Genomic DNA, 23446 nt, shown 5'->3' on the forward strand with positions numbered 1-23446 from the left:
CCTTGCCGGCCTAAAGTGTATTTAATCTTCACTGACAATTAGTTAATCCAATTATCGAGTACATCATGGAACGAGTACCTGTTAGATTGTTGTTCGAGCAAGGCCCCATGCTCAAATCCTTTGCCGGTGTGATTGGGCGCGAAATTCTGCCCTTCTCTATTGCCCGTAAAAACCCTGATCGTTTTCCTGTGCTAGAGGCAGAATTAGCCACGCCAAGCGAACGCCTATTAAGCCACTACATGGAATGGGCAGGTTGCGATAAAGGCCGCTACAGCACCCGAGTTCCGACTCATATTTTCTTTCAGCTGGCGATGCCAATGTGTATCAAACAGCTATCGCTGACTCGCTACCGATTGAGCAAAGTGATTAATCAAGGCTGTCGGATTAAAATCAGCCGCCCGATCCCATGGGAAGCTCCCGTAGTTGCCAAGGTCTCGCTATCCTCTATCAAAGAATTACCCGGTAAAGCACGGGTCACTCAAACCATCGCGATTTACTGTGATGACGAGCTGTCAGCTGAATTACAAGTTGAAACCCTGTTTCCAACCAGCGTTGCGAGCAAGCGACGCAGCCAAAAAGCAGAACCAAGCAAAGCGTTTAGCGTGATTGGCCACTGGCAATCCAATCAATATGACGGTCGTAATTTTGCCTTGTTAAGCGGTGATTTTAACCCCATTCATTGGAGCCGCTGGGTTGGCAAGCTATCGCCGTTTGGCACTCGAGTGCTACACGGCATGGGCACCTTTATTCGCAGCGTAGAAGTGCTGCAAAACAATATTCAGACCAACATCAGTGAAATTGATGTGCGCTTTACCGCCCCCCTCCGGCTGCCAGGCGGTGTTAACACGCTATTGCATCAACTGGATGCCAACGCCAAATGGCTGCAAGACATACCGCTTCGATTAGAAGACGAGAATGGTCGCCTATTAATGACTGGGCATTACCGACGTTAAGCTTATTATTAAGCCGCCTAAATGAAAAAAGCCCCTATTCAGGGGCTTTTTTGCATACGAACTATAGTGCTGCGCTATTTACTTAGTGCAGCGTCTAAGTCTTCAATCTTCGCTTTCCATAGCGCTGGCCCGCGAACATGAACATTTTCACCTGTGCTATCAACAGCAACAGTTACTGGCATGTCTTCGACTTGGAATTCGTAAATAGCTTCCATGCCCAAATCTTCAAATGCCACAACACGAGCTTTCTTAATTGCTTTGGCAACGAGGTAAGCCGCACCACCAACAGCCATCAGATACACGGCTTTGTGTTGCTTGATACTTTCCACCGCGGCTGGCCCACGTTCGGCTTTACCGATCATGCCAATCAAACCTGTGTCTGACAGCATCATGTCGGTGAATTTATCCATCCGTGTGGATGTGGTTGGGCCTGCAGGGCCAACAGCTTCATCACCAACGGCGTCGACAGGGCCAACGTAGTAGATAAATTTGTTAGTAAAATCGACACCTTCAGGCAGCCCTTCACCTTTGCTTAGCATCTCTTGCAAGCGTTTATGGGCCGCATCGCGTCCGGTTAGAATCGTGCCGCTAAGCAGCACCGTCTCACCGGTTTTCCATTCTTGAATATCGTCTTTACTGATTTCATCTAAATTAACTCGGCGAGCGCTGTCTCCGACTTCCCAAGTCACCTCGGGCCAATCAGAAATGCTTGGCGCTTTCAGCTCGGCAGGCCCAGAGCCATCGAGATGGAAATGCACATGGCGTGTTGCCGCGCAGTTCGGGATCATGCAAACCGGCTTCGATGCAGCATGCGTAGGCGCTGTCTTCACCTTCACATCAACCACTGTCGTCAAGCCGCCGAGGCCCTGCGCACCAATGCCCAGCTTATTGGCTTTTTCATAGACATCGAGCCTCAATTGCTCATCAGCATTTTCGGCACCTTTTTCAATCAGATCGTGGATGTCGACCGGATCCATCAGTGATTCCTTTGCCAGCACTGCCGCTTTTTCCGCGGTGCCACCAATGCCAATGCCAAGCATGCCCGGCGGGCACCAGCCAGCGCCCATGGTCGGCAAGGTTTTAAGCACCCATTCCACCACATCATCAGACGGATTGAGCATCACCATTTTGCTTTTGTTTTCCGAACCGCCACCTTTGGCTGCAATCATCACTTCAACATGGTCGCCCGCTACCAGTTCGGTATGAACGACAGATGGCGTGTTGTCTTTGGTATTGATGCGCTTGCCGTTGGGATCCGCAACAATAGAAGCGCGGAGCGGGTTGTCCTGATTGTTATAAGCTCGTCGCGTCCCTTCATCAATCATCTCTTGCAGGGTCATGTCGCCATCCCACTGCACTTTCATTCCGACTTTGACGAAGCAGGTCACAATACCTGTGTCCTGACAAATCGGGCGACGCCCTTCTGCCGACATTCGGCTATTAATCAAGATTTGGGCAATGGCATCTTTGGCAGCCTGAGACTGTTCTTTTTCATAGGCTTCAGCGAGTGCATTAACGAAATCGAGCGGATGGTAATAACTGATGTATTGTAGGGCATCAGCCACACTTTCAATTAAGTCGTCTTGGCGAATAATAGTCATTGTTATCTCCGGGATCGGACGCAATCCTTGGGCTGTTGGCCTTATGTACGTCCCGTTGGTTTTTTAGTGTTTTATAGGGTATAGATGTTTTTCACGCTGGGCCTATGATAACCTCCGGCTCCCAATGCGACTAGGGGACTTTAGTCGTTTGACGGGTGTTTTTTTATACCATACGAACTGGGTCACTCGAGTCACTAACTCAATCATTGGAATAGAGATTTTTGATGCCGCGCTGCGCCACAATTGAGCCTTTGGATTGGCACCGATTTGGTGATCCAAGTACCTTGGCTCAACGATTTTATAAACAGGCTGATTTTATCTGGCTCGATTCAGCCAGCCCTTCTCACAACAATAGCCAGTTTCATATTCTGGCTTGGCAGCCCAGCGTAAAAGTCGTCGCTCAGCAAGGCCATGTTGAACTGCACGACGCCCGCTCTTTTGTTCCGTCCCTACCCAGCGAACTCAGCCAGTTGCCGTTCGAAGCGCTACGTTGGCTGGCACAGCAGTTAAGTTGGCCAGCAACCAATCACCTGTTGCCATTCGTTGGTGGTTGGCTTGGTTATTGGGGGTATGATCTAGGCCGCTATATTGAGCGGCTTCCTAGCATTGCCGAAGCAGACATCAACTTCGCCGATATGTCAGTTGGCTGGTATGACGCCGCAGTGGTGATTGATCAATCAACGAAACAAGCTTGGTTGGTTGGCGAGAAAGCTGCTGTCGCTGGTTTAAAAAAACAGCTCTTCGAATCTCCCCCGTTGTCACAACTGTCGTTTCAACTAACCAGCGATTGGCGCTCGAATATGAATGCCAACAGCTACGCAAATAAATTTTCCGCGGTGCAAGATTATTTGTGCGCTGGCGATTGTTATCAGGTGAACTTAGCGCAGCGGTATCAAGCGCGCTTCAGTGGCGAACCATTTGCCGCTTACTTGGCGCTAAGAAGCGTTAATTCCGGGCCGTTTTCAGCTTATATCAATTCACCTCAGGGCCAAGTTTTAAGTCTATCGCCTGAGCGTTTTATCGAGTGCCGAGGCGATCGTATTGAAACCAAACCGATCAAAGGCACACGGCCGCGCGGCAGCACCCAGCAAGATGATGAGCAACAGGCCGCCGACTTGCTTCAAGCCGACAAAGATCGAGCAGAGAATCTAATGATTGTCGATTTGCTGCGTAACGATTTGAGCAAAGTTGCAACCCCAAGCAGTGTTCAGGTGCCCTTGTTATTCGGCATTGAAAGCTTCCCATCGGTACATCACTTGGTTTCAACCGTTCAGGCGCAATTGGCCGAGCAGTACGATGTGTATGATTTACTGAAAGGAGCATTTCCCGGTGGCTCGATTACCGGCGCGCCGAAAATTCGCGCGATGGAAGTGATTGACGAGCTAGAGCCGCACCGCCGCAGTATCTATTGCGGCAGCATCGGCTATATTTCAGTAAACGGTCAGATGGACACAAGCATCACCATTCGTACCTTACTAAGCGATCTCAACCACAACATTTTCTGTTGGGCTGGTGGCGGTTTGGTGGCCGATTCAGAATGTAACGCCGAATATCAGGAAACCCATGACAAGGTAAGCCGAATCTTACCAACGTTAAATCAATTGAAATGACGAGGACTCGCCAGCAATTTCTAACCCGATTTAGTTTGCAGCCTTTGCAAATCGATGACCACAAGGCGGAGTTCCAACACCGCGCAGCTGTGGTGATCCCGCTATTCGAACAACATCAGCAATTGCACGTTTTGTTTACCCAACGAGCTCCTCACCTGCGTCATCATGGCGGCCAAATTAGTTTTCCCGGCGGCCGCTATGATGCGGCTGACGGTGATTTAGCCACAACCGCTTGGCGAGAATGCCAAGAAGAAATAGGCGTCACACCCGACAACCTTATCGGCGCTTTGCCCAAATACGTGTCAAATAGTGGTTTTGCCATTAGCCCCTATTTAGGCTGGTTTAAGCAACCACCCAAAGTGCAACCCAACCCAAGTGAAGTTGACTTTACATTCGCCGTACCGCTGGTCCACTTGATGAACCCTCAACATCATATCCGTTACACGGTCACCCGAAATCAACGTAGCCTTGATGTCTACTGGATTCGCTGGCAACAGGACTATATTTGGGGCGTGACCGCAGGCATTATTCATACCCTATATAGCCACCTCTTTGGCCATACTCAGACAGCCGAACGCACCTGACAAGATTTGTTGCCAATGCTCGCCGGTATTTTTGTCCTTCGGCACTATCGCGATCGTTTAAGGGCAAGGTTACTATCAGTCTGTTCTGTAAGCTTCTAATGGAAAATAATGTTTGATGTTTAGCGTCCGCGAAATGTTCACTGTCGGGATTGGCCCAAGTAGTTCTCACACTGTTGGCCCAATGCGCGCAGCATATGATTTTATCCGCCAGCTTGAAGCTCAAAAGCAATTGACCACCGTCACTCATATTCGATGCGAGCTATTTGGTTCGCTCGGTCAAACCGGCAAAGGCCATGGCTCGGGTAAAGCCGTGATTTTGGGCCTGATGGGGTTACAACCTGAAACCATTGATGTTGATATGGTCGAAGACTTACTCGCTGGCGTTGATGAAACGGAACAACTAACCATTCTCGAGCAACACCAGGTGCAATTCCCACGTCGCGGCGCCATTGTGTTTCATCACCGAAAATCGCTTCCCGATCATAGCAACGGGATGCGGCTTGAAGCCTTGGTTGGCGAGCAGAGCATTTTTAGCCAAGACTATTACTCGACTGGCGGCGGTTTTATTGTGCGCTCAGAGGATTTTGCAACGCAGCAGCAAGCTAATCAGCAAACCGCATTGCCCTACCCATTTGAAAATTGTGCCGAGCTGCGCCAGCATTGCGATCAACAGGGCTTAACAATTGCTGCGCTCATGCAAGCTAATGAAGCCAGATGGTGCGACTACAGCGACGTATTGGCACACATTCGCAATATTGCGCAGGTGATGGAGCAATCCATCGTCCGCGGTTGCCGCACACAGGGCGTATTGCCCGGCGGGCTAAAACTCCCACGACGTGCGCCGCTTCTGGCACGCCAACTAAAATCCGAACAAAAAACGAGTCATGATCCGCTGCACGCCATGGATTGGGTCAACCTGTATGCGCTGGCAGTCAACGAAGAAAACGCCGCTGGCGGACGCATTGTGACAGCACCAACCAATGGCGCGGCTGGCATCATTCCGGCCGTACTCGCATATTACCAACACTTTGTTGGTGAATTGGATGATGACACCCTCGAAACATTTTTCCTCACGGCAACCGCCATTGGCTCATTGTACAAACACAATGCGTCTATTTCTGGTGCCGAAGTGGGCTGTCAGGGAGAGGTTGGCGTGGCTTGCTCGATGGCGGCCGCGGCACTCACAGCCATTTTAGGTGGCACTAATGGTCAGATTGAAAATGCTGCTGAAGTCGGCATGGAGCACAATCTAGGGCTGACCTGTGATCCAATTGGCGGCCTGGTGCAGGTGCCTTGTATCGAGCGAAATGCCATGGGCGCCATTAAAGCCATTAACGCGTCTCGGTTAGCCCTTCGAGGCTCGGGCCAGCATAAAGTGTCGTTGGATAAAGTGATCACCACCATGCGTGAAACCGGCCGTGACATGCAAAGTAAATACAAAGAAACCGCTCGCGGCGGTTTGGCAGTGAATGTGATTGAATGTTAGCGCCAAGCTCGGGTTATATTGCAAAGGGTCGCCGCTGCAGGTAATCCACAGCAACGTCCATTTCATAAATAATTCGAGTTTGTTCGATGTTTAGCGCCGCTCTCATTTGCGCTCGGTGCGTTTCATATTGTTCTGACATGGTCTGCTGGTTTGCCAATTCATAGGTCGCTCGGTCAGGCCATTGTGCATAGGCAATCAGCTCACCGTTTTTGGTACGGTGCAAGCGGGAGCCAAGGCTGCCTTTAAACATGTAAATACCCTGAGTGACCTTCGGCCAAGCATCTAAGAATGCCTGCTCACAGCCTTCTTTGACAACAAACTCAAACATTACAACAAACACAATGCTTCCTCGACTAACGAACCGGTAAGTCGATGCCTTCAAACAGCGCATCAGACTCTTCAGGCGACTGCGCAGCAATGGCTTTATCGACCAATTCAGGCGTCAAGTGCGGGGCAAACCGTTCAATAAAGTCATACATGTATTCACGCATAAAGGTACCGCGACGGAAGCAAATATTGGTGGTGCTGCGCTCAAACAAATGATCCGTTTTAATGGTCGCTAAATCATGGTCGACCACCCCATCAATTGCCATCGTGGCTATAACCCCAACGCCAAGTCCGAGTCGGACATAGGTTTTAATGACATCGGCATCAGTTGCAGTAAACGCAATGTGCGGCTTGTGGCCGGCGCGGGCAAACGCTTCGTCGAGCGCAGAACCACCAGAAAAACCAAAGACATAGGTAACCAAGGGGTATTCGGCCAATTCATCAATGGTGATGTTACTACTGCGTGCCAGTGGGTGATCGGGACGCACAACAATTGAGCGAGTCCAGTGGTAACACGGCAAGCGTACTAAATCGGCATACAAGTGCATGGCTTCGGTGGCAATAGCAAAGTCGGCTTCGCCACGAGCAGCCACTTCGCTGAGTTGAGCCGGTGTGCCTTGGTGCATGTTCAAGCTGACTTTCGGGTAGTTATCCATAAAGCCTTTGATAACATCTGGCAAAGCGTAACGTGCTTGGGTGTGGGTTGTGGCAATGTTTAGCAACCCTTCGTCAGGGCGCGTGTGTTCGTTGGCAATAGCACGAATACTGTCGGCTTGCTCAAGCATTGAACGAGCAACTTGGAGAATTTGTTGACCCGCTGGGGTGACATGACTTAAATGTTTGCCACTGCGGCCGAAAATTTGCACACCGAGCTCATCTTCAAGCATTCGAACTTGTTTGCTGATGCCGGGTTGAGAGGTGTACAGACTTTCTGCAGTGGCCGACACATTGAGGTTATGATTAAAGACTTCCACAATATAACGAAGTTGCTGCAGTTTCATTTAGACTCCTCAAGTTGCCAGCGAGGCATGCAGGCATAACAGATTGAATTGCTAACTAGATTTACATTGTTAGACTGAATGTATGAAACCGTATCCTTTTCTCCAAGTCATTGGAATCTTAATTTAATTACATGTACGACTTATTTAGTCAAAAAAAGGTACTTATCGTTGATGACTTTGCGGAATTTCGCTTGTCACTTCGTTCAATGGTAGATGGATTTGGTTGCGCCAGCGTCGACTTAGCCAAAAGTGGTGAAGAAGCCGTCAGCTTGTACCAGCAATCGCGCCATCAAATTGTACTGTGTGATTATAATTTAGGCGAACATCAGAACGGCCAACAAGTTCTCGAAGAAATAAGTCTACGCGGCTGGTTGAGTCCAGACACCATATTCGTTCTTATTACTGCTGAAACGTCACTCAGCATGGTCATGGGTGCCCTCGAATTCCGCCCAGACGATTACCTATCCAAGCCAATTAACAAAGCCAATTTAAAGACTCGCCTCAAACGCTTGCTTGAACAAAAAAGTGAGCTAAGCGACGTTTATAAAGCGCTTGGCCAACATGACTACAACTTAGCACGCCAACGCTGCGCTCATCATATAAAACAAAAAAGCCGCTACCGTGGCCAGTGCTATCGATTACTAGCAGAAATTTTATTGCGGCAAGATAAACCAGCCGACGCTAAAACGATCTATTTGCAGATGATCGAAGTTCGCGCTTCGCTCTGGGCATTGCAGGGGTTAGCCCAAAGTTTATTTATGCTCAACGAGTTCGATGCGTGTATTGACGCCGCACAGCAAGTTTTATCCGATAACCCTCGCGCGATCGATGCCATCGATCTGATTGCTCAATGCTACGTTGCCAAACATGATTACCGGCAAGCTTACGACTTCATCAAGCAAGCCGTTCATATTTCCCCCCGCTCGATTAAACGACAACGAATGGCCGCCTCGGTTGCTGCTCAATGTAACGACAAGCAAGTTGAATTAAGAGCCTTACGTCAAATCCATGAACTCGGCGCTCATTCGGTGCAAGCCGATCCTGACGATAACGTCAGGTACCTCAATACCCTTGTGGCGTACTCTGGCGATGCGACAGGAGTGGAGCGGCGGCGCATGGTTGCCGAAACTCAAGAGCAACTAACACGCTTTACTCGCGCCGCTAAACATGATGACCGATTGCGACAACAGAGCACCATATTGCAAGCTCAGCTCGCTTTAACTCAAGGCGATGCCAAAGTGGCGGAAAAATTACTCACTCAGGTGTTCGAAGACGCGCCGGAGATGATGCAGCACCAAGATGAGCTAACCATCAAGATGCTGCAACAAACGCTCACTGAAGCGAAAATGTCGGAGCATCAGCAACACATTGAGCAACAGTTGAAGGCGTCGCGCCAACAACACCAAGCCCGAGAGCAACAAGCTGCTCAGAGCGCCAGTAATGTTCGTGGCATTAAGCAATATGAAATGGGCGACTACATCACTGCGATCGACAGCTTTCGGGATGCATTAAGTGACAATGCCGACAGCACTGCAATTACACTAAACCTGGTGCAAGCCTTGTTAAAACACTTGCCACCCGGTACAGATCGGTTAAAAGTTCGGGATGAGTGCACAAGATTGTTGAACCAACAACGATTTTTGCAGCCAAATAATCCAAGATATAAGCGTTATCAGATGCTTAAAGCTAAAATCCATCAGTTGTAATTAGGAATATGTGATGTCGGAGCTATCGGACCAAATGTCGCCCTCACCTACAGCAACACCGCAACAACTTGATTTTTCAACGGTGCTCGCCGCTTGCGTCCACGACATGAAAAACAGCTTGTTTATGTTGTTGCAATCGATTGAACAATTGGCCGACAACAATGATTTACCGGCCGATCAGCAACAAGAGTTGGCGAAACTTCACTACGAAGCCTATCGCGTGAACACCAATCTAATGCAACTACTCGGCTTATACCGCATGGAGCGCGATCGCTTGCCGCTAACCATTGAAGAATATTTTGTTTCTGATTTGGTTGAAGAGTTAATTGTCAAAAACAGTTTGTATCTCGAGAGCAAAGGCATCGAAATCGAAACTGACGTTGATCCTGACTTGGTATGGTATTTAGATGGCGACTTGATCAATAACTTGTTAACCGATGTCGTTAATAATGCGTTGCGTTACTGTGATAAGCGTTTAATGATTCGAGCCCAAGTTTGTCAGCAAGGCTTGTTGAATATCACATTGGAAGATGATGGTCCGGGTTACCCTGAAAACATGCTGCAGTTTCGGGTCGATCGCGAAACACAGTCATTTGACGTCAAGAGCGGGCGCACCGGTTTAGGTTTGTATTTTGCCGGTTTAATCGCCAGCTCTCACAAAAACAAGTCAGTTCATGGTGACATCAAACTTGCCAATGGCGGTCAATATGGCGGTAGCGTGTTTACATTAACGCTACCCTAAAGAGCTGCTTTTCGATACAGTACAGAATTGTGAATTATTAATTAGTTAACGAACAGGATAATGGCCAAATGACTGGTACGGCAATCATCATTGTAGCGCTGATCGTAGCGCTCGTATTTCTTGTCATCATCGTCAACGTGATGCAACAGCAGAAGGAACGCCAAAATGCCGAGCGCCGTACCGAAGTAGCACGTCAAAAAGCTATCATCGACGAAACCGAAGACGTCATTTTGCTCAGCAGCAAAATGCCAATGAGCAAGCAGTTAATGCGCGTGCTTATGGCGCGGGTTGCCAATGCGCTGCAAGCTTGGCAAAAAGTACAGTCGTCCGACGATGTAAATAGGCGCTTGAAAGACATTAATAATCAATTATCGAATGTCGATAAGGGCTACTCAGAAATATCTGAACGCTCATTTCAAGTACCCGATAATGAACAGCATGCCATCGCATTGCTGCAAGGCCTGAAGAAACTACGTCTACTCATTCGGGCTGAGCATAATAAAGGTTTGGTTTCACCATCGATTTTTGTTGAAGAAGAAAAACGCATCGACCGTTTGTTGATTCGTATTAATCTCGAAAACCTGATGTCGCGCGCAACGTCTTCGTTGTTGACTAAACAGCACGGCTCTTGCCGCCAAATGTTGGATAAAGCAGAAACCGTCATCGCCAACGTGACTGTTCCTGATGAGTACATTGCGGGTAAAATCGAGCAAATTAATGGCATACGTAGCCAACTTGATGCCATCACCCGTAAAGTTGAAGAAGAAAATCAAGAAAAACTTAAACGCAAATCTGATGAAGATGATCTCATTTTCAACAAGAAAAAATGGTAAGCACTTCGCTGCCATTAGCGTTTATAAAAACGGGCCCAACGGCCCGTTTTTTGTTATTTGGTCAGTAAGTTCCGTTGCCAATTTAACTCGCAGTTAAGCAGGCCGCAGAGCAAGCTTGCGCTGTTACCAACTCGGGTTGAGCTAGTAATCTTTTTACGCCTTGGTTATTTTGATACCCCCTTACCCACTTTGCTAAAGCACAGTAGTCATTCGATAAAGGCTAGGAGTCTGATGATGTTGAAACCTAAAGATTTACTATTGACGCTTTGGAGTATTGCCGCTTCATTAATCTATGTCGGAGCGGTGAATGCTGATGATGTGAAATCCGAAGACATCTTGATCAATCAGACGGATACAGGGCGTCTTTGGTTAGATACCAGCATCAACGACTTTAGCGGAAAAATGCTTGTTGACACCGGCTCATCAGGAAGTGTTTTAGATCAGAAATACCTTCCTAGAATTGGAAAGTACAAAGCATTATCGATTGATAAAGGTTGGGGAATTGGTGATCAATCAACTCATATCGATAACCTTTCCATCGAAGTCAGCAGCTTTAGTGTCGCCGGTGAGAGCTTAAACAATAGGTTTATCAGCGTTCATAGGAACGTTCTGCCCGCCGACGAATTGATAGGCATTATTGGCATCGATACGATTAAAGAGTTAAGAGCTGGCATGCAGTTTTCTCCAGATAACATCGTGCTAAGCGATCGGCGTAAAGCGCAGTCTTCTAACTCCCAGAACACAGCCATTGACGTGAATAGCTCATCGTTAGGCATGATGTATTTGGAAGTCACCATGCAAGGTAAAAAAGTCGGCTTAATCATCGACTCAGGCGCCGACTACAGCATCATTAATAGTGAAGCGCTGGATAACTTGAAGCTTGAGTCAAGCGTGTTGCCGGGCGCTTACACGTCGGATATCAACGGTAAAAAACTTTCGGTACGTCGCGTCAAGCCAACGAATATTGAGATGAACGGCACAACAATACGTTTCGAAAAACTATTTGCGGTACCTCTGTCTTCTGCAATTAAAAACCAATCGTTTTCGACAGAAGTGATTGGCGTCATCGGTCTATTTGACCTGAAACGTTTGGAAGCTTATCTAGACTTCAACAATCACAAACTGCACGTTAGAAGCACACTCTAATAAACCTAGGAGCAGGCTAAATTGAAGGCGCTATTTCACGCTGAATATTCCAGAGCTATGTCTACACCAGTCAACAGATGCTAATTTGTTTCACTAGCTCACCGAAGCGCCCAACAAAAAAGCCGCTTAATAGCGGCTTTTTTTATCGTGAATCAGGTGAGTTATTTCTTTTTAGCAGGCGCCTTTTTCTTGGCTTTGGTTTGCTCTTCAACCCACTTGTTGTCGCGGTAGTGGGCAACCCAACCGGTCGCCTTGCCTTCCACTTCGCTCATCACATACTGCTCTTTGTTCTTACGGCTAAAGCGCACCATGGCAACATTACCGTCCGGATCAGTTGCGGGCGCATCAGCCAGGTAATAGAACTTCGGTGAGATGCGATCTCGGAAACGTGCTAATTCCTTCACCAACGGAGCACGAGTCTCGCGCGATTTAGGGAAAGTGCTGGCCGCCATAAAAATACCGGCAGCGCCGTCTCGCAATACAAAGTGCGCATCCGACTTGTCACACTTCAGCTCTGGCAGCATCACCGGATCTTCTTTCGGTGGCGCAGCTTCGCCATTTTTAAGCAGTTTACGCGTGTTTTTACAGGTTTCGCTGGTACAGGCAAAGTACTTACCAAAACGGCCTGAACGTAACTGCATGTCAGATTCACAGCGGTCACACTCGATTAATGGGCCGTCATAACCTTTAATCTTAAATTCGCCCTTCTCAACCACAAAGCCATCACAGCGTGGGTTGTTGCCACACACATGTAATTTGCGCTCAGTGTCAATCAAGTAGCTGTCCATCGCCGTGCCACATTTCGGGCAACGATGCTTCGCCATCAACGACTCAGTTTCGGATTCCAACGCCGACTCTGCTTCATCACCAGATGTCAGGTTCATGGTGTTATTACAGCGTTCTTTTGGCGGTAAAGCGTAACCCGAACAACCAAGGAATACACCGGTTCGAGCTGTACGAATGCCCATTGGACGCTCACAGCTTGAGCATGGAATGTCGGTCATCACCATTTGGTTATCAGACATTCCGCCTTCTTCGGCTGGTAATTCTGCGGTTTCGAGCTTGCCAGAAAAATCGCTAAAGAAGACATCAAGAACATCCAGCCAGTGTTGTTCACCGGAAGCAACCTGATCGAGTGTGCTTTCCATTTGAGCGGTAAAGTCGTAGCTCATCAAGTCATCGAAATTCTGTAGCAAGCGATCGGTGACAATCTCGCCCATCTTCTCAGCATAAAAACGGCGCGTTTCTAAACGCACGTAGCCGCGATCCTGAATGGTCGAAATAATACTGGCATAAGTCGACGGACGACCAATACCACGCTTTTCCAGTTCTTTAACCAAAGACGCTTCACTGAAGCGAGCTGGTGGCTTGGTAAAGTGCTGCTTTTGCTCTAGCTTATCTTTGTTAAGCGTTTGGCCTTTAGTGACTGCAGGCAAAATAATTTCGTCTTCAGCTTTACGAACCAACGGCGCCAGCACACGCGTCCAACCATCAAATTTCAATGTCCGGCCGGTTGCTCGGAATTCATAGTCGCCAGCATTTACGGTCAGTTTGGTCGCATCATATTCTGCAGGTACCATCTGACAAGCCACGAATTGCTTCCAAATCAGCTCGTACAGGCGTTCAGCATCACGTTCCATACCAGACAGCTGGGATGCAACTAGATTAACCTCAGAAGGCCGAATAGCTTCGTGAGCTTCTTGTGCATTTTCTTTACTGCCGTAAACATTTGCAGCTTGCGGCAAATACTTGCTGCCGAAGTTATCGCTAATGTAATCGCGACAGGCGCTCACGGCTTGCTGACTTAAGTTGGTCGAATCCGTACGCATATAGGTAATGTGGCCAGCTTCATAAAGGCGCTGAGCCAACATCATGGTCTTTTTAACGCCAAACCCTAAACGGGTACTCGCCGCTTGCTGCAACGTCGAGGTAATAAATGGTGCCGAAGGTCGTGAACGACTTGGCTTAGTTTCCCGATCCGCAACGACAAAGTCCGACGCATTAATGGCCGCGACCGCCGCGTTAGCCTGCGTTTCATTAACGGCTTTGAATGCTTTACCGGCATAACGCTGTAACTCGGCGCGGAATTGATCGCCACTCACCGACAAGTCAGCATGAATGCGCCAAAATTCTTCCGGCACAAACGCTTTAATATCGCGTTCCCGCTCGACCACTAACCGCACCGCCACCGATTGAACTCGGCCGGCAGACAATCCGCGCGCAACCTTTTTCCACAGCAGTGGCGAAACCATAAAGCCAACGACTCGGTCGAGGAAGCGACGTGCTTGCTGAGCGTTGACACGGTCGGTATTCAGAAGGGCTGGTTTGGAAAAGGCTTCCTGAATCGCAGATTTGGTGATTTCGTTAAACACCACCCGCTGGTACCGGTCAGGATCGCCACCAATAACTTCCTGCAAATGCCAAGCAATGGCTTCTCCCTCGCGATCCAAATCGGTTGCGAGATAGATGTGGTCGGCTTTAGCAGCAAGCGTTTTTAATTCATTGACTACTTTTTCTTTGCCAGGAAGGACTTCATAGTTGGCTTGCCAACCATGCAATGGATCAACCCCCATACGTGCAACCAGAGCTTTCTGCTCTTTCTGCTTTTTGAGCTTGGCCTTTTGCTCGGCGCTCATGCCAGCAGTTGAGGTGCGCTTGCGGCTCGTTGACGATGTGGTGCGCGAACCAGTCGGCAAATCACGGATGTGACCGACGCTGGACTTGACCACATAGTCCTTGCCTAAATATTTGTTGATAGTCTTAGCCTTGGCAGGCGACTCCACGATGACCAGCGATTTTCCCATAAAGATTACTGCTGTCCTTTAAAACGATAAGCGGCGGAAAAAGAAGCGTATATATAGAGGCATAACGGAGCAGATGCAAGGCTGTCAACTTTTCATTGCACATTTTTCTCAAAAAAATTGATTTGAAAACGAGTCAATCGTCAGTTGATCGGCCTTGTAGAAACCTGTAAAACAACCAGCAGTCACGCACTTAAAAAGCCAAGATGCAGGCTTCACAGGCAGTAGTAATGAACCACCAAGAATTTAATTTTGACGGACTCGTCGGTCCTAATCACAACTATGCAGGCTTGTCGTTTGGCAATGTTGCCTCTACCGGCAATGCTAACAGCCCATCAAATCCGCAACAAGCCGCGCTACAGGGTTTGCAGAAAATGCGCAAACTAATGGCGTTAGGCATTCCGCAGGGCGTGCTTGCCCCTCAGCAGCGCCCCCATGTTCAAGCGCTGCGCTCTTTAGGTTTTAGTGGCTCTGATGACAATGTGCTGACGACGGCCCAACAACAAGCCCCCGCCATATTCAATGCCTGTGTGTCTGCCTCTTCCATGTGGACAGCCAATGCCGCAACGGTTTCGCCGAGTGCCGACACCGCAGACGCGAAAGTTCACTTCAGCCCGGCAAACTTGATTAATAAGTTTCACCGCTCATTAGAACATCCGTTCACAGAGTCATTGCTGCGCCGCGTATTCCCCTCAGAGCAACATTTCAGCCATCACCATGCGTTGCCTATGAGCGATCATTTTGGTGATGAGGGTGCAGCTAACCACACCCGTTTTTGTAATCGTTACGGTGAAGCTGGCGTTGAGTTTTTTGTGTATGGCAAAGCTGCATTTGATAGCCGTCAGCCACAGCCGCAAAAATACCCTGCTCGGCAAACATTGGAAGCCAGTCAGGCGATTGCGCGCCGCCACGGTTTAGCTCCATCACAAACCGTGTTTGCACAGCAAAATCCTGCCGCCATTGATGCCGGCGTATTTCACAATGACGTTATCTCTGTTGGTAACGGCAATGCGTTGTTTTATCACGAATTAGCCTTTGCAGACGAAGCAAAAACACTGGCGGATCTGCAGCAAGCATTCGATCCGTTTGGCACTTTAGATTTCATTAAAGTCGCCACGGCACAAGTGCCATTACAAGACGCAATTTCAAGCTATTTATTTAACACCCAGCTGATTAGTGTGGGCGACCATATGGCGTTAGTTGCGCCCACCGAATGTGAGCAAACCGATTCTGTACATCGTTACTTGTCTGACTTGGTCACGCACAGCTCGTCAATTCAGCAAGTTGAATACATTGATGTGAAACAGAGCATGAGAAATGGCGGAGGCCCTGCTTGCCTGCGTTTACGCGTGGTTTTGAGTGAGCAGGAACAAGCCGCGGTAAACCAAGCTTGTATTATGGATGAGGCAAAAATCACCGCGCTCGAAGGCTGGGTGAAAGAACATTACCGTGATCGTGTTGATGTCGCAGATTTAGCCGATACGGCCTTCATTCAAGAATGTCATACGGCACTGGATGAATTGAGCCGTTTATTGCAACTCGGATCGATTTACCCGTTTCAGCAAAGCTAACTGTAAGTTGTTGCATTTAGGCATAAAAAAACCGGAGCTAAGCTCCGGTTTTTTTCTATTGAGATAATCTTGCGATTACAGCTCTTCAGCATTCTCAGATAAGTACTTAGCAACACCTTCTGGTGACGCATCCATACCTTTTTTACCTTCTTCCCACTGTGCTGGGCAAACTTCGCCTTCTTTCTCGTGGAAGTTAAGCGCATCAACCATACGCAACATCTCATCGATGTTACGGCCCAGCGGCAAATCATTCACGACTTGGTGACGAACGAGGCCATCAGAATCAATCAAGAACGAACCACGGAACGCAACGCCAGCTTCTGGGTGCTCAACGTCATATGCTTGGCAGATTTCATGCTTGATATCAGCTACGAGTGGGTATTTAACCGCGCCAATACCGCCGTCTTCAACTGCGGTGTTACGCCATGCGTTGTGAGAGAAGTGAGAGTCAATCGAAACACCGATCACTTTAACGCCACGCTTTTCAAACTCTTCAATGCGGTGATCGAACGCGATCAACTCAGAAGGACAAACAAACGTGAAGTCCAATGGGTAAAAGAACACTACAACCTTTGAACCAGCTGTGTACTCTTTGAAATTGAAGCTATCAACGATTTCACCATTGCCAAGTACCGCAGCAGCAGTAAAGTCAGGGGCAGGACGTCCAACTAAAACAGCCATGTTTTTCTCCATTTTTTATCCGGCTCCGATCCCCGTTGGATCAGATGCCATGGTTCAGATTTCGCTTACACTCGCCCTACTGGCCAGTGCATTCAGTATTATTCTGGCGCTGAATCACTTTCTTGATCGGCAAATTTGGCAGCAGTTTCTTTAATCATTGGCTGCAATTCGCCTTGTTGGAACATCTCAATAATGATGTCACAACCACCAATCAACTCGCCCTCAATCCATAACTGCGGGAATGTTGGCCAGTTAGCATAGGCTGGCAGCTCCGCGCGGATATCAGGGTTTTGCAAAATATCAACGTAGGCAAAACGCTCACCGCACTGCATCAATACTTGCGATGCTTGAGAGGAAAAACCACAGCTCGGTAATTTTGGTGAGCCTTTCATGTATAGCAAAATTGGGTTTTCAGCGATTTGCTTCTTGATACGTTCCAGCGTTTCCATAATATTCTCTATTGGCCTTTGAATTTATTCAGAGGCATTATTGTACGCAGCAAGTGTAGCGAATCAAACCGACAGTTGGAGTGGTTTTTGCCTATTAGTTTGATAGGTAGAGACATTCAAAAATAACTAAATGTAGCTTTTCACTTTGCGAATTCCCGTTAGAATAAGAAGCACACAAAAAAAATCATTACAAAAGGGCGCTAGCCCTGCCCATGGAGACTGGACATTATGGCATTTGAATTACCCGCTCTACCTTACGAGAAAGATGCACTAGAGCCGTTGATTTCTAAAGAAACTTTAGAGTATCACTATGGCAAACACCACAACACTTACGTGGTTAAGCTAAACGGTCTTGTGCCTGGTACGGAGTACGAAGGTAAGAGCCTGGAGGAGGTTGTGAAAACCTCTAGCGGTGGCATTTTTAACAACGCAGCGCAAATCTGGAACCACACTTTTTACTGGCATTGCCTGAGCCCAAATGGTGGCGGTGAGCCTACTGGTGCATTGGCAGAAGCTATCAATGCTGCATTTGGTTCATTTGAAGAATTCAAAGCAAAATTCACCGATAGCGCGATTAACAACTTCGGCTCTAGCTGGACTTGGTTAGTTAAAAAAGCAGATGGCTCGTTAGCCATTGTGAACACCTCAAACGCAGCGACGCCGCTAACCGAAGACGGTGTTACGCCAGTGCTGACAGTCGATTTGTGGGAGCACGCCTACTACATCGATTTCCGCAACCTGCGCCCAAGCTACATGGAAGCCTTCTGGAAGTTGGCCAACTGGGACTTCGCAGCAGAAAACTTCGTTTAATTAGCAAGTTACTTTCATTCATAAAGCCGCTCATCGAGCGGCTTTTTTTATGTCCAGGGATGGACGGTATGCCGCGGACGCATGGATGCGTAAGAGCGGCGATGTCCAAGGATGGACGGTACGCCGGTAATGCAGGAGCAATTAACGGCGATGTCCAAGGATGGACGGTACGCCGGTAATGCAGGAGCAATTAACGGCGATGTCCAAGGATGGACGGTATGCCGGTAATGCAGGAGCAATTAACGGCGATGTCCAAGGATGGACAGTATGCCGCGGACGCATGGATGCGTAAGAGCGGCGATGTCCAAGGATGGACAGTATGCCGCGGACGCATGGATGCGTAAGAGCGGCGATGCCAAGGATGGACGGTATGCCGAGGAAGCATATTAAGAACAGAAAATGTATGAGCGGTGATACGCAATAAACCAAAGCATCACCACTCACACAATATTATGGGGCTCAATCGCGGTCTTTGAGCACCGCAACTAATAACGCCGGTAAAAAGCTCAGGCTCAGGAAGGTGGACACGAAAATACCGCATAAAACAATCACACCAACACCGCGGTATAGCTCAGTGCCTTCCCCAGGAATCAACACCAACGGCGCCAAACCAAAAATAGTGGTCGCGCTAGACATCAAAATTGGCTTCAAACGCTTTTGCACCGCTTGCAGTACAGCCGCTTTCACTTTCATGCCTTGTTCGATAATGTTTTTACGCGTTTGATCAACAATCAAAATAGGGTTGTTCACCACGGTTCCAAGCAAAATAAGAAACCCTAGCATGGTGATCATATCGAACGGTTGCTGGTAGCTTGGCAGGCCTAACTTAGCAATAACACCATTAATGCCGTTAACCAGTACTAATCCCAGTAGACCACCTGCCATGCCAAGCGGCACCGTCGCTAAAATAAATAGCGGATAACGCCAGTGGGTAAAGATAGCAACCAGCAACAGATAACTGAGCACCAGTGCAATTATAAAATTACTCGATAGCGCAGATCGGGTTTGCTCCAATTGATCCGCAGCGCCTGTCAGGCTGATATGAATGCCTTGAGCAATTTTATTATCTCGCCACAGCGTGGGTAATAGTTCTTCGCGAACTTGCTGCTCTGCAGTTTCCAGTGCCACATCGCGCGGCGGAATAATGTACACAGTGACGGTTTTATTGCCATCCACCCGACGTATCGAATTGCTATCGTTGGTCTTGGTTAAATCAGCCAGTGCGTGTAATGGTAAAACACTACCAGACGGCGTCGCCAAAGGCGTTTCGGCTAATTGGTTGATGCTTTGCTCGTTGCCAGCTCCGCTGAACATAAACATGTCGACCTTATCATCGGCAAGGATAAATTCATCGACATAAGCACCATCACTCATTGCCGCAACCGCGTAGCCAAAGTCACTACTACTAAAACCAAGCTCTGCCAGCCTTGACCAACGGGGCTTAATTTCAATCAGTGGTTGATTGAGGCTCAACGAGCGTGGATCAGAATCGATTTGCGGGTTATCAAACACAACATTGGCTTGTTGATAAATCGCATTGGCAGCTTGGTAAAGATCGGCAACATTACTACCGGCAATATCGATAGCAACCGCTCGAGTCCCCCCGTCGTTGCCTGAAATAATCGAGCCTCGCGACGAAAATGCTCTCATACCGGGGTAGCTGCGAAACTTTTCGGTAACAGCAGCCATCATGTCATTGATATAAGCAGGATCGACAGGTGCACTGAGAAACCAAATTTGGCCAACGGAAATCGACATGGAGTAATAGTCTAATGGCGGCATCTTGGTGCGGCCGGCCAAGAAGTCTTCTTCATCAGCCTCGACCATGCCATCAAAATACACTTTTAGCTCTTCGCCAATTTTCTTCATCTCACTGAGGTTATAGCTCGGCGGCGCAATCATCCGCGAGAACGCTTTCGGCTCTTCCCCTTCAGGCAAATATTCAGCTGCTGGCATCAAACCATAAGCAGCCCCTAAAATAGCCACTAATGCAACGCCAGCAGTGAGTTGTGCACGGGCGCGGCTGTGCGTTGACCACTCGGCCAAGCGCAACCACCGTGGCGACAACTGCAGTGGTTTACGGCGAGGGTTAGTTTGTTTGCCCAAATGCGCTAATGCTACGGGCACCACAAAAATTGCAACCAACATAGACGCGATAATGGCGCCAGAAATGGCAATGGCAATATCAGAATAGAGCTGCCCAGCTTCTTGCTCGACAAACAGAATGGGGGCAAATACCAACACAGTGGTCATAGTTGACGCCAACACCGCAGGCCAGACATCGCTTACACCGGCAATGGCCGCTTCTAGCTTACTGCCTCCTTTGCGCTTGGCTTGAATGATGGATTCCAGCACGACAATGGCGTTGTCGACCGTCATACCAATCGCAAACGCTACACCAGCCATGGAGATGACATTAATGGTGCGGTCGAACGCCATGAGCGCAAAAAACGACGCAATGGTGCACACAGGGATCCCGAACACACCAACCAATGTTGCTCGCCCAGAGCGAAGGAAAAAATACATGACCAAGGTGGCCAACAACGCCCCCAATGCCAAATTCACCCACACGTTGCGTAGCGAGCTTTGGACGTACTTGACATCGTCACTGGTGAGAACCAGCTCTAACCCGTTGTTTGCGAGTAATTGCTTATTAATATCCGCAACAACATCAACCATTTGTTCTTTGATGGCCAGTACGTTAGAGCCACTCTCTCGGCGCACCGACATCATTAACGAGCGTTCACCATTGTTATAAGACAGCGAGCGAACTTCGAAGTGATCGAGGCTTACCGTCGCCACATCCCTGAGCAAAATATTGGCATTGTTTTTACGGCTAACAATGAGATTTTCAAGTTCATGAAGTTCATCAAAACGACCAATAACCCGAATCAGGTAACGGCTTTTACCACTTTCGATGTCACCAGCAGAAGTATCTTTGTTGCGGTCGCGAATGGCGCTTCGTAGCTCGGTTAGACTAATACCACGCTGCGCTAATTTAACCGCATCGACTTTGATTTGAATTTGCCGCTGGGCACCACCACGAAACCCGACTTCAGACACGCCAGGCACGCTTTCCATCCTTGGCCGAACGTAGTCATCGGCAAAGTCGAACAACATATCAACATCAAGATTAAGCGGGTTTCCTGATGTGGGTCGCAACACGTAATGCATAAATGCATTCGATGAAAACGAGCTGGAATATAACCGCGGCTGATCAACATTTTCTGGGTAGGCCGGCACCTGACTCAGGGCATTGTTGACCCGAATCAATGCCTCATTGGCATCCACACCAAAGGGAAATTCCAATTCAATAGTGGCGCGCCCCATTGATGCATACGAAATCATACGTTGGAGATTGGCTAAGCCACGTAGATATCGCTCTTGTTCAATCAGAATTTCTTTTTCAACATCTTGCGGTGTCGCACCGGACCAGCCAGTACGAACCGTGATCGTCCGAACTTCCAAATCGGGGATCATTTGAACGGGAATTTTAAGCGCGGCAACAATCCCCAAAATGGTGATGATCAGGGTAATAACCGCCACCAATGTTCCGCGTTGAACGGTATGACGAATCATGGCGCATCACCTGAGATTTGTTTAACCTCTACCGACATGTTTTGGTTTAACAGTTCGACGCCGCGAATAGCGACCGGCTGACCTTCAGGAACCCCTCTTACCGCCACTCTGCTCGGCTCACTTTTGACAACCTGTACTAAATGACGTTTTACCCGCTCATTGTTAACACTAAAGACACTGGTACCACCGTCCGGGTGGCGCTTTAACGCTGACTTAGGCAACCAAACCAAATTATCGGTCGTAAGCGGCAAAGCAATTTCAGCTTGCGCCGACATGCCGGCCAATAAGGAAGTACCGCGCGGCAAGTCGATCAAGGCCGTCAGCGTTCTACTGTTTTGATTAACCACGGTGACTAATTGACTGAGCTTGAGCTGGCTATTCGCGCTATCAACTGCATCCGTGAGCAGGCTTACGTCAACGTTTTCTGCGTGCCTTAAACGCTCATAGTATTCCTGAGGGATTTCTAGCGCTATCCGCAGATCTTGCTGAGCACTGAGTGTGAATACACGCGTTTGCACGGTCACCCACTCCCCAACATCAACATGCCGTTCAGCGATGACGCCAGCGAAAGGCGCATATAAGGTATGGCGTTCAACGATTTCCCGTTGTAGCGCTAATCCGGCTTGTAATCGCGATAATTCAGCTTCGGCAAGGGCAACAACTGCGCGGCGCTCTTCGAGTAATGACTGGGCGACGAGCTGCTTATGCGACAGCGCAAGCATTTCTTCAAACAAGCGCTTGGCTTCTTGATGGGAAGTTTTGCCGGCAGCTAACTCTGCTTCTGCTTGAGTCAGTGCTAATTCGGCAAGTTTGCTGTCGAGTTGAAGTAACTTTTGCCCCGCAGTGACTTGCTGGCCTTGATCAACATACAGAGATTTCACGACCCCGTGCTGCAACGGCGCAAGATCGGCGTGCTGCTTTGCTTCTACATCGCCGGTCAAAATAAGTTTTTGTTGAGTAGGCGTAAATTTAGGGTAGTAAATATCGACTGAGACTCGTTCTGCCGCCCCAAGCGGCGCAGCAACAGCGAGAAACATCACTAACACTTGAATTTTTTTAAACACGGTACTCTTCCTAACAATTCTAGTTACGATAAGTCAAAGCAGCACGGCGCAAGGAATTGAACACTAGCAGCGAGATTCGGCTATATTAGCACTTCATGCAAATAGTTTGCATTCTCATTAATTGAACATTTAATTCAATTTTATTAATAACCTGCTTGCGCCATCAGGCACTAGTTATTGTAGCGCCCCACTAAGTCTATGCGCGCAACGATAGCCTCTTTCATTTGCGCTAGGGCAATGAAGTACAGGTTGTTTTCTGTATGAGTGATCGATGAAAGTGTTTGCTAAGAGCGCCTTGTAACAAGGGTTTGAGACTGGCGAGTATGAGTTAGTGGCATAGCGCTGAATTGTTGAATGGCGCTGGTCCATTTACGGACATAGCCGCTCCTGCACATCCATGCGCCCGCGGCATACCGTCCATCCCGCTTCGGACATCGCCGCTCCTGCACATCCATGTGCTCGCGGCATACCGTCCATCCCGCTTCGGACATCGCCGCTCCTG

18 protein-coding genes are annotated in these 23446 nt (G+C 48.5%); 10 read left to right on the top strand and 8 right to left on the bottom strand.

Annotated elements, in window-relative coordinates:
- The first annotated feature begins 65 nt into the window (after window positions 1-65).
- Window positions 66-953 (top strand): MaoC/PaaZ C-terminal domain-containing protein, encoded by an 888-nt coding sequence (locus K0504_RS15355; RefSeq protein ID WP_220105036.1) that lies wholly within the window; start codon window positions 66-68, stop codon window positions 951-953.
- A gap of 74 nt (window positions 954-1027) precedes the next feature.
- Here the strand turns inward: K0504_RS15355 and K0504_RS15360 are convergent, their stop codons facing one another.
- Entirely contained in the window at window positions 1028-2554 is a 1527-nt protein-coding gene (locus K0504_RS15360; protein WP_220105037.1) for a fumarate hydratase, read from the bottom strand.
- A gap of 224 nt (window positions 2555-2778) precedes the next feature.
- Here K0504_RS15360 and pabB point away from each other — a divergent pair, with 224 nt between their 5' ends.
- The 3 genes from pabB to K0504_RS15375 all read left to right on the top strand — a co-directional run bounded on the left by pabB (window position 2779) and on the right by K0504_RS15375 (window position 6234).
- The gene (gene pabB / locus K0504_RS15365) at window positions 2779-4164 is read left to right on the top strand and encodes an aminodeoxychorismate synthase component I (RefSeq protein ID WP_220105038.1); all 1386 of its coding nucleotides are present in this window, start codon (window positions 2779-2781) and stop codon (window positions 4162-4164) included.
- Window positions 4161-4748, top strand: a complete 588-nt coding sequence (locus K0504_RS15370) for a CoA pyrophosphatase (protein WP_220105039.1) — start codon at window positions 4161-4163, stop codon at window positions 4746-4748. The genes pabB and K0504_RS15370 overlap by 4 nt, the downstream gene beginning before the upstream one ends.
- A 115-nt stretch (window positions 4749-4863) precedes the next feature.
- Window positions 4864-6234 (top strand): L-serine ammonia-lyase, encoded by a 1371-nt coding sequence (locus K0504_RS15375; RefSeq protein ID WP_220105040.1) that lies wholly within the window; start codon window positions 4864-4866, stop codon window positions 6232-6234.
- Window positions 6235-6247: 13 nt separating this feature from the next.
- Here the strand turns inward: K0504_RS15375 and K0504_RS15380 are convergent, their stop codons facing one another.
- Together K0504_RS15380 and cysB are read right to left on the bottom strand one after the other, a co-directional pair.
- Window positions 6248-6574 (bottom strand): antibiotic biosynthesis monooxygenase family protein, encoded by a 327-nt coding sequence (locus K0504_RS15380; RefSeq protein WP_220105041.1) that lies wholly within the window; start codon window positions 6572-6574, stop codon window positions 6248-6250.
- A 13-nt stretch (window positions 6575-6587) separates the two neighbouring features.
- Window positions 6588-7562 (bottom strand): HTH-type transcriptional regulator CysB, encoded by a 975-nt coding sequence (gene cysB / locus K0504_RS15385; RefSeq protein ID WP_220105042.1) that lies wholly within the window; start codon window positions 7560-7562, stop codon window positions 6588-6590.
- A 131-nt stretch (window positions 7563-7693) separates the two neighbouring features.
- On the opposite strand from cysB, the gene K0504_RS15390 reads away from it, so the two are divergent.
- The 4 genes from K0504_RS15390 (at window position 7694) to K0504_RS15405 (ending at window position 11989) form a co-directional block, all read left to right on the top strand.
- The gene (locus K0504_RS15390; RefSeq protein WP_225918179.1) at window positions 7694-9268 is read left to right on the top strand and encodes a tetratricopeptide repeat-containing response regulator; all 1575 of its coding nucleotides are present in this window, start codon (window positions 7694-7696) and stop codon (window positions 9266-9268) included.
- A gap of 13 nt (window positions 9269-9281) precedes the next feature.
- Complete coding sequence (locus tag K0504_RS15395; protein WP_225918180.1) at window positions 9282-10010, top strand: sensor histidine kinase; 729 nt, start codon at window positions 9282-9284, stop codon at window positions 10008-10010.
- A gap of 68 nt (window positions 10011-10078) precedes the next feature.
- A complete protein-coding gene (locus tag K0504_RS15400; protein WP_220105044.1) occupies window positions 10079-10843 on the top strand; it encodes a hypothetical protein in 765 nt (254 codons plus the stop codon).
- 231 nt (window positions 10844-11074) lie between these two features.
- On the top strand, window positions 11075-11989 hold the full coding sequence (locus K0504_RS15405) for an aspartyl protease family protein (protein WP_220105045.1): 915 nt from the start codon (window positions 11075-11077) through the stop codon (window positions 11987-11989).
- Window positions 11990-12150: 161 nt separating this feature from the next.
- Here the strand turns inward: K0504_RS15405 and topA are convergent, their stop codons facing one another.
- On the bottom strand, window positions 12151-14793 hold the full coding sequence (topA, locus tag K0504_RS15410; RefSeq protein ID WP_220105046.1) for a type I DNA topoisomerase: 2643 nt from the start codon (window positions 14791-14793) through the stop codon (window positions 12151-12153).
- A gap of 227 nt (window positions 14794-15020) precedes the next feature.
- Here topA and astB point away from each other — a divergent pair, with 227 nt between their 5' ends.
- Window positions 15021-16361: an N-succinylarginine dihydrolase gene (gene astB, locus K0504_RS15415; protein WP_220105047.1), complete on the top strand. Its 1341-nt coding sequence runs from the start codon at window positions 15021-15023 to the stop codon at window positions 16359-16361.
- Window positions 16362-16436: 75 nt separating this feature from the next.
- On the opposite strand, the gene K0504_RS15420 is transcribed toward astB, so the two are convergent.
- Window positions 16437-17042: a peroxiredoxin gene (locus K0504_RS15420; RefSeq protein ID WP_220105048.1), complete on the bottom strand. Its 606-nt coding sequence runs from the start codon at window positions 17040-17042 to the stop codon at window positions 16437-16439.
- 98 nt (window positions 17043-17140) lie between these two features.
- Window positions 17141-17491: a Grx4 family monothiol glutaredoxin gene (locus tag K0504_RS15425; protein ID WP_225918181.1), complete on the bottom strand. Its 351-nt coding sequence runs from the start codon at window positions 17489-17491 to the stop codon at window positions 17141-17143.
- 228 nt (window positions 17492-17719) lie between these two features.
- Here K0504_RS15425 and sodB point away from each other — a divergent pair, with 228 nt between their 5' ends.
- Entirely contained in the window at window positions 17720-18301 is a 582-nt protein-coding gene (sodB, locus tag K0504_RS15430) for a superoxide dismutase [Fe] (RefSeq protein ID WP_220105049.1), read from the top strand.
- Window positions 18302-18760: 459 nt separating this feature from the next.
- On the opposite strand, the gene K0504_RS15435 is transcribed toward sodB, so the two are convergent.
- Complete coding sequence (locus K0504_RS15435) at window positions 18761-21880, bottom strand: efflux RND transporter permease subunit (protein WP_220105050.1); 3120 nt, start codon at window positions 21878-21880, stop codon at window positions 18761-18763.
- On the bottom strand, window positions 21877-22944 hold the full coding sequence (locus tag K0504_RS15440; RefSeq protein WP_220105051.1) for an efflux RND transporter periplasmic adaptor subunit: 1068 nt from the start codon (window positions 22942-22944) through the stop codon (window positions 21877-21879). Before K0504_RS15440 ends, K0504_RS15435 begins: the two co-directional genes overlap by 4 nt.
- Window positions 22945-23446: the final 502 nt, after the last annotated feature.

Origin of the sequence: Neiella holothuriorum (assembly GCF_019457915.1) — a bacterium.
Taxonomy (GTDB): Bacteria; Pseudomonadota; Gammaproteobacteria; order Enterobacterales; family Neiellaceae; genus Neiella; species Neiella holothuriorum.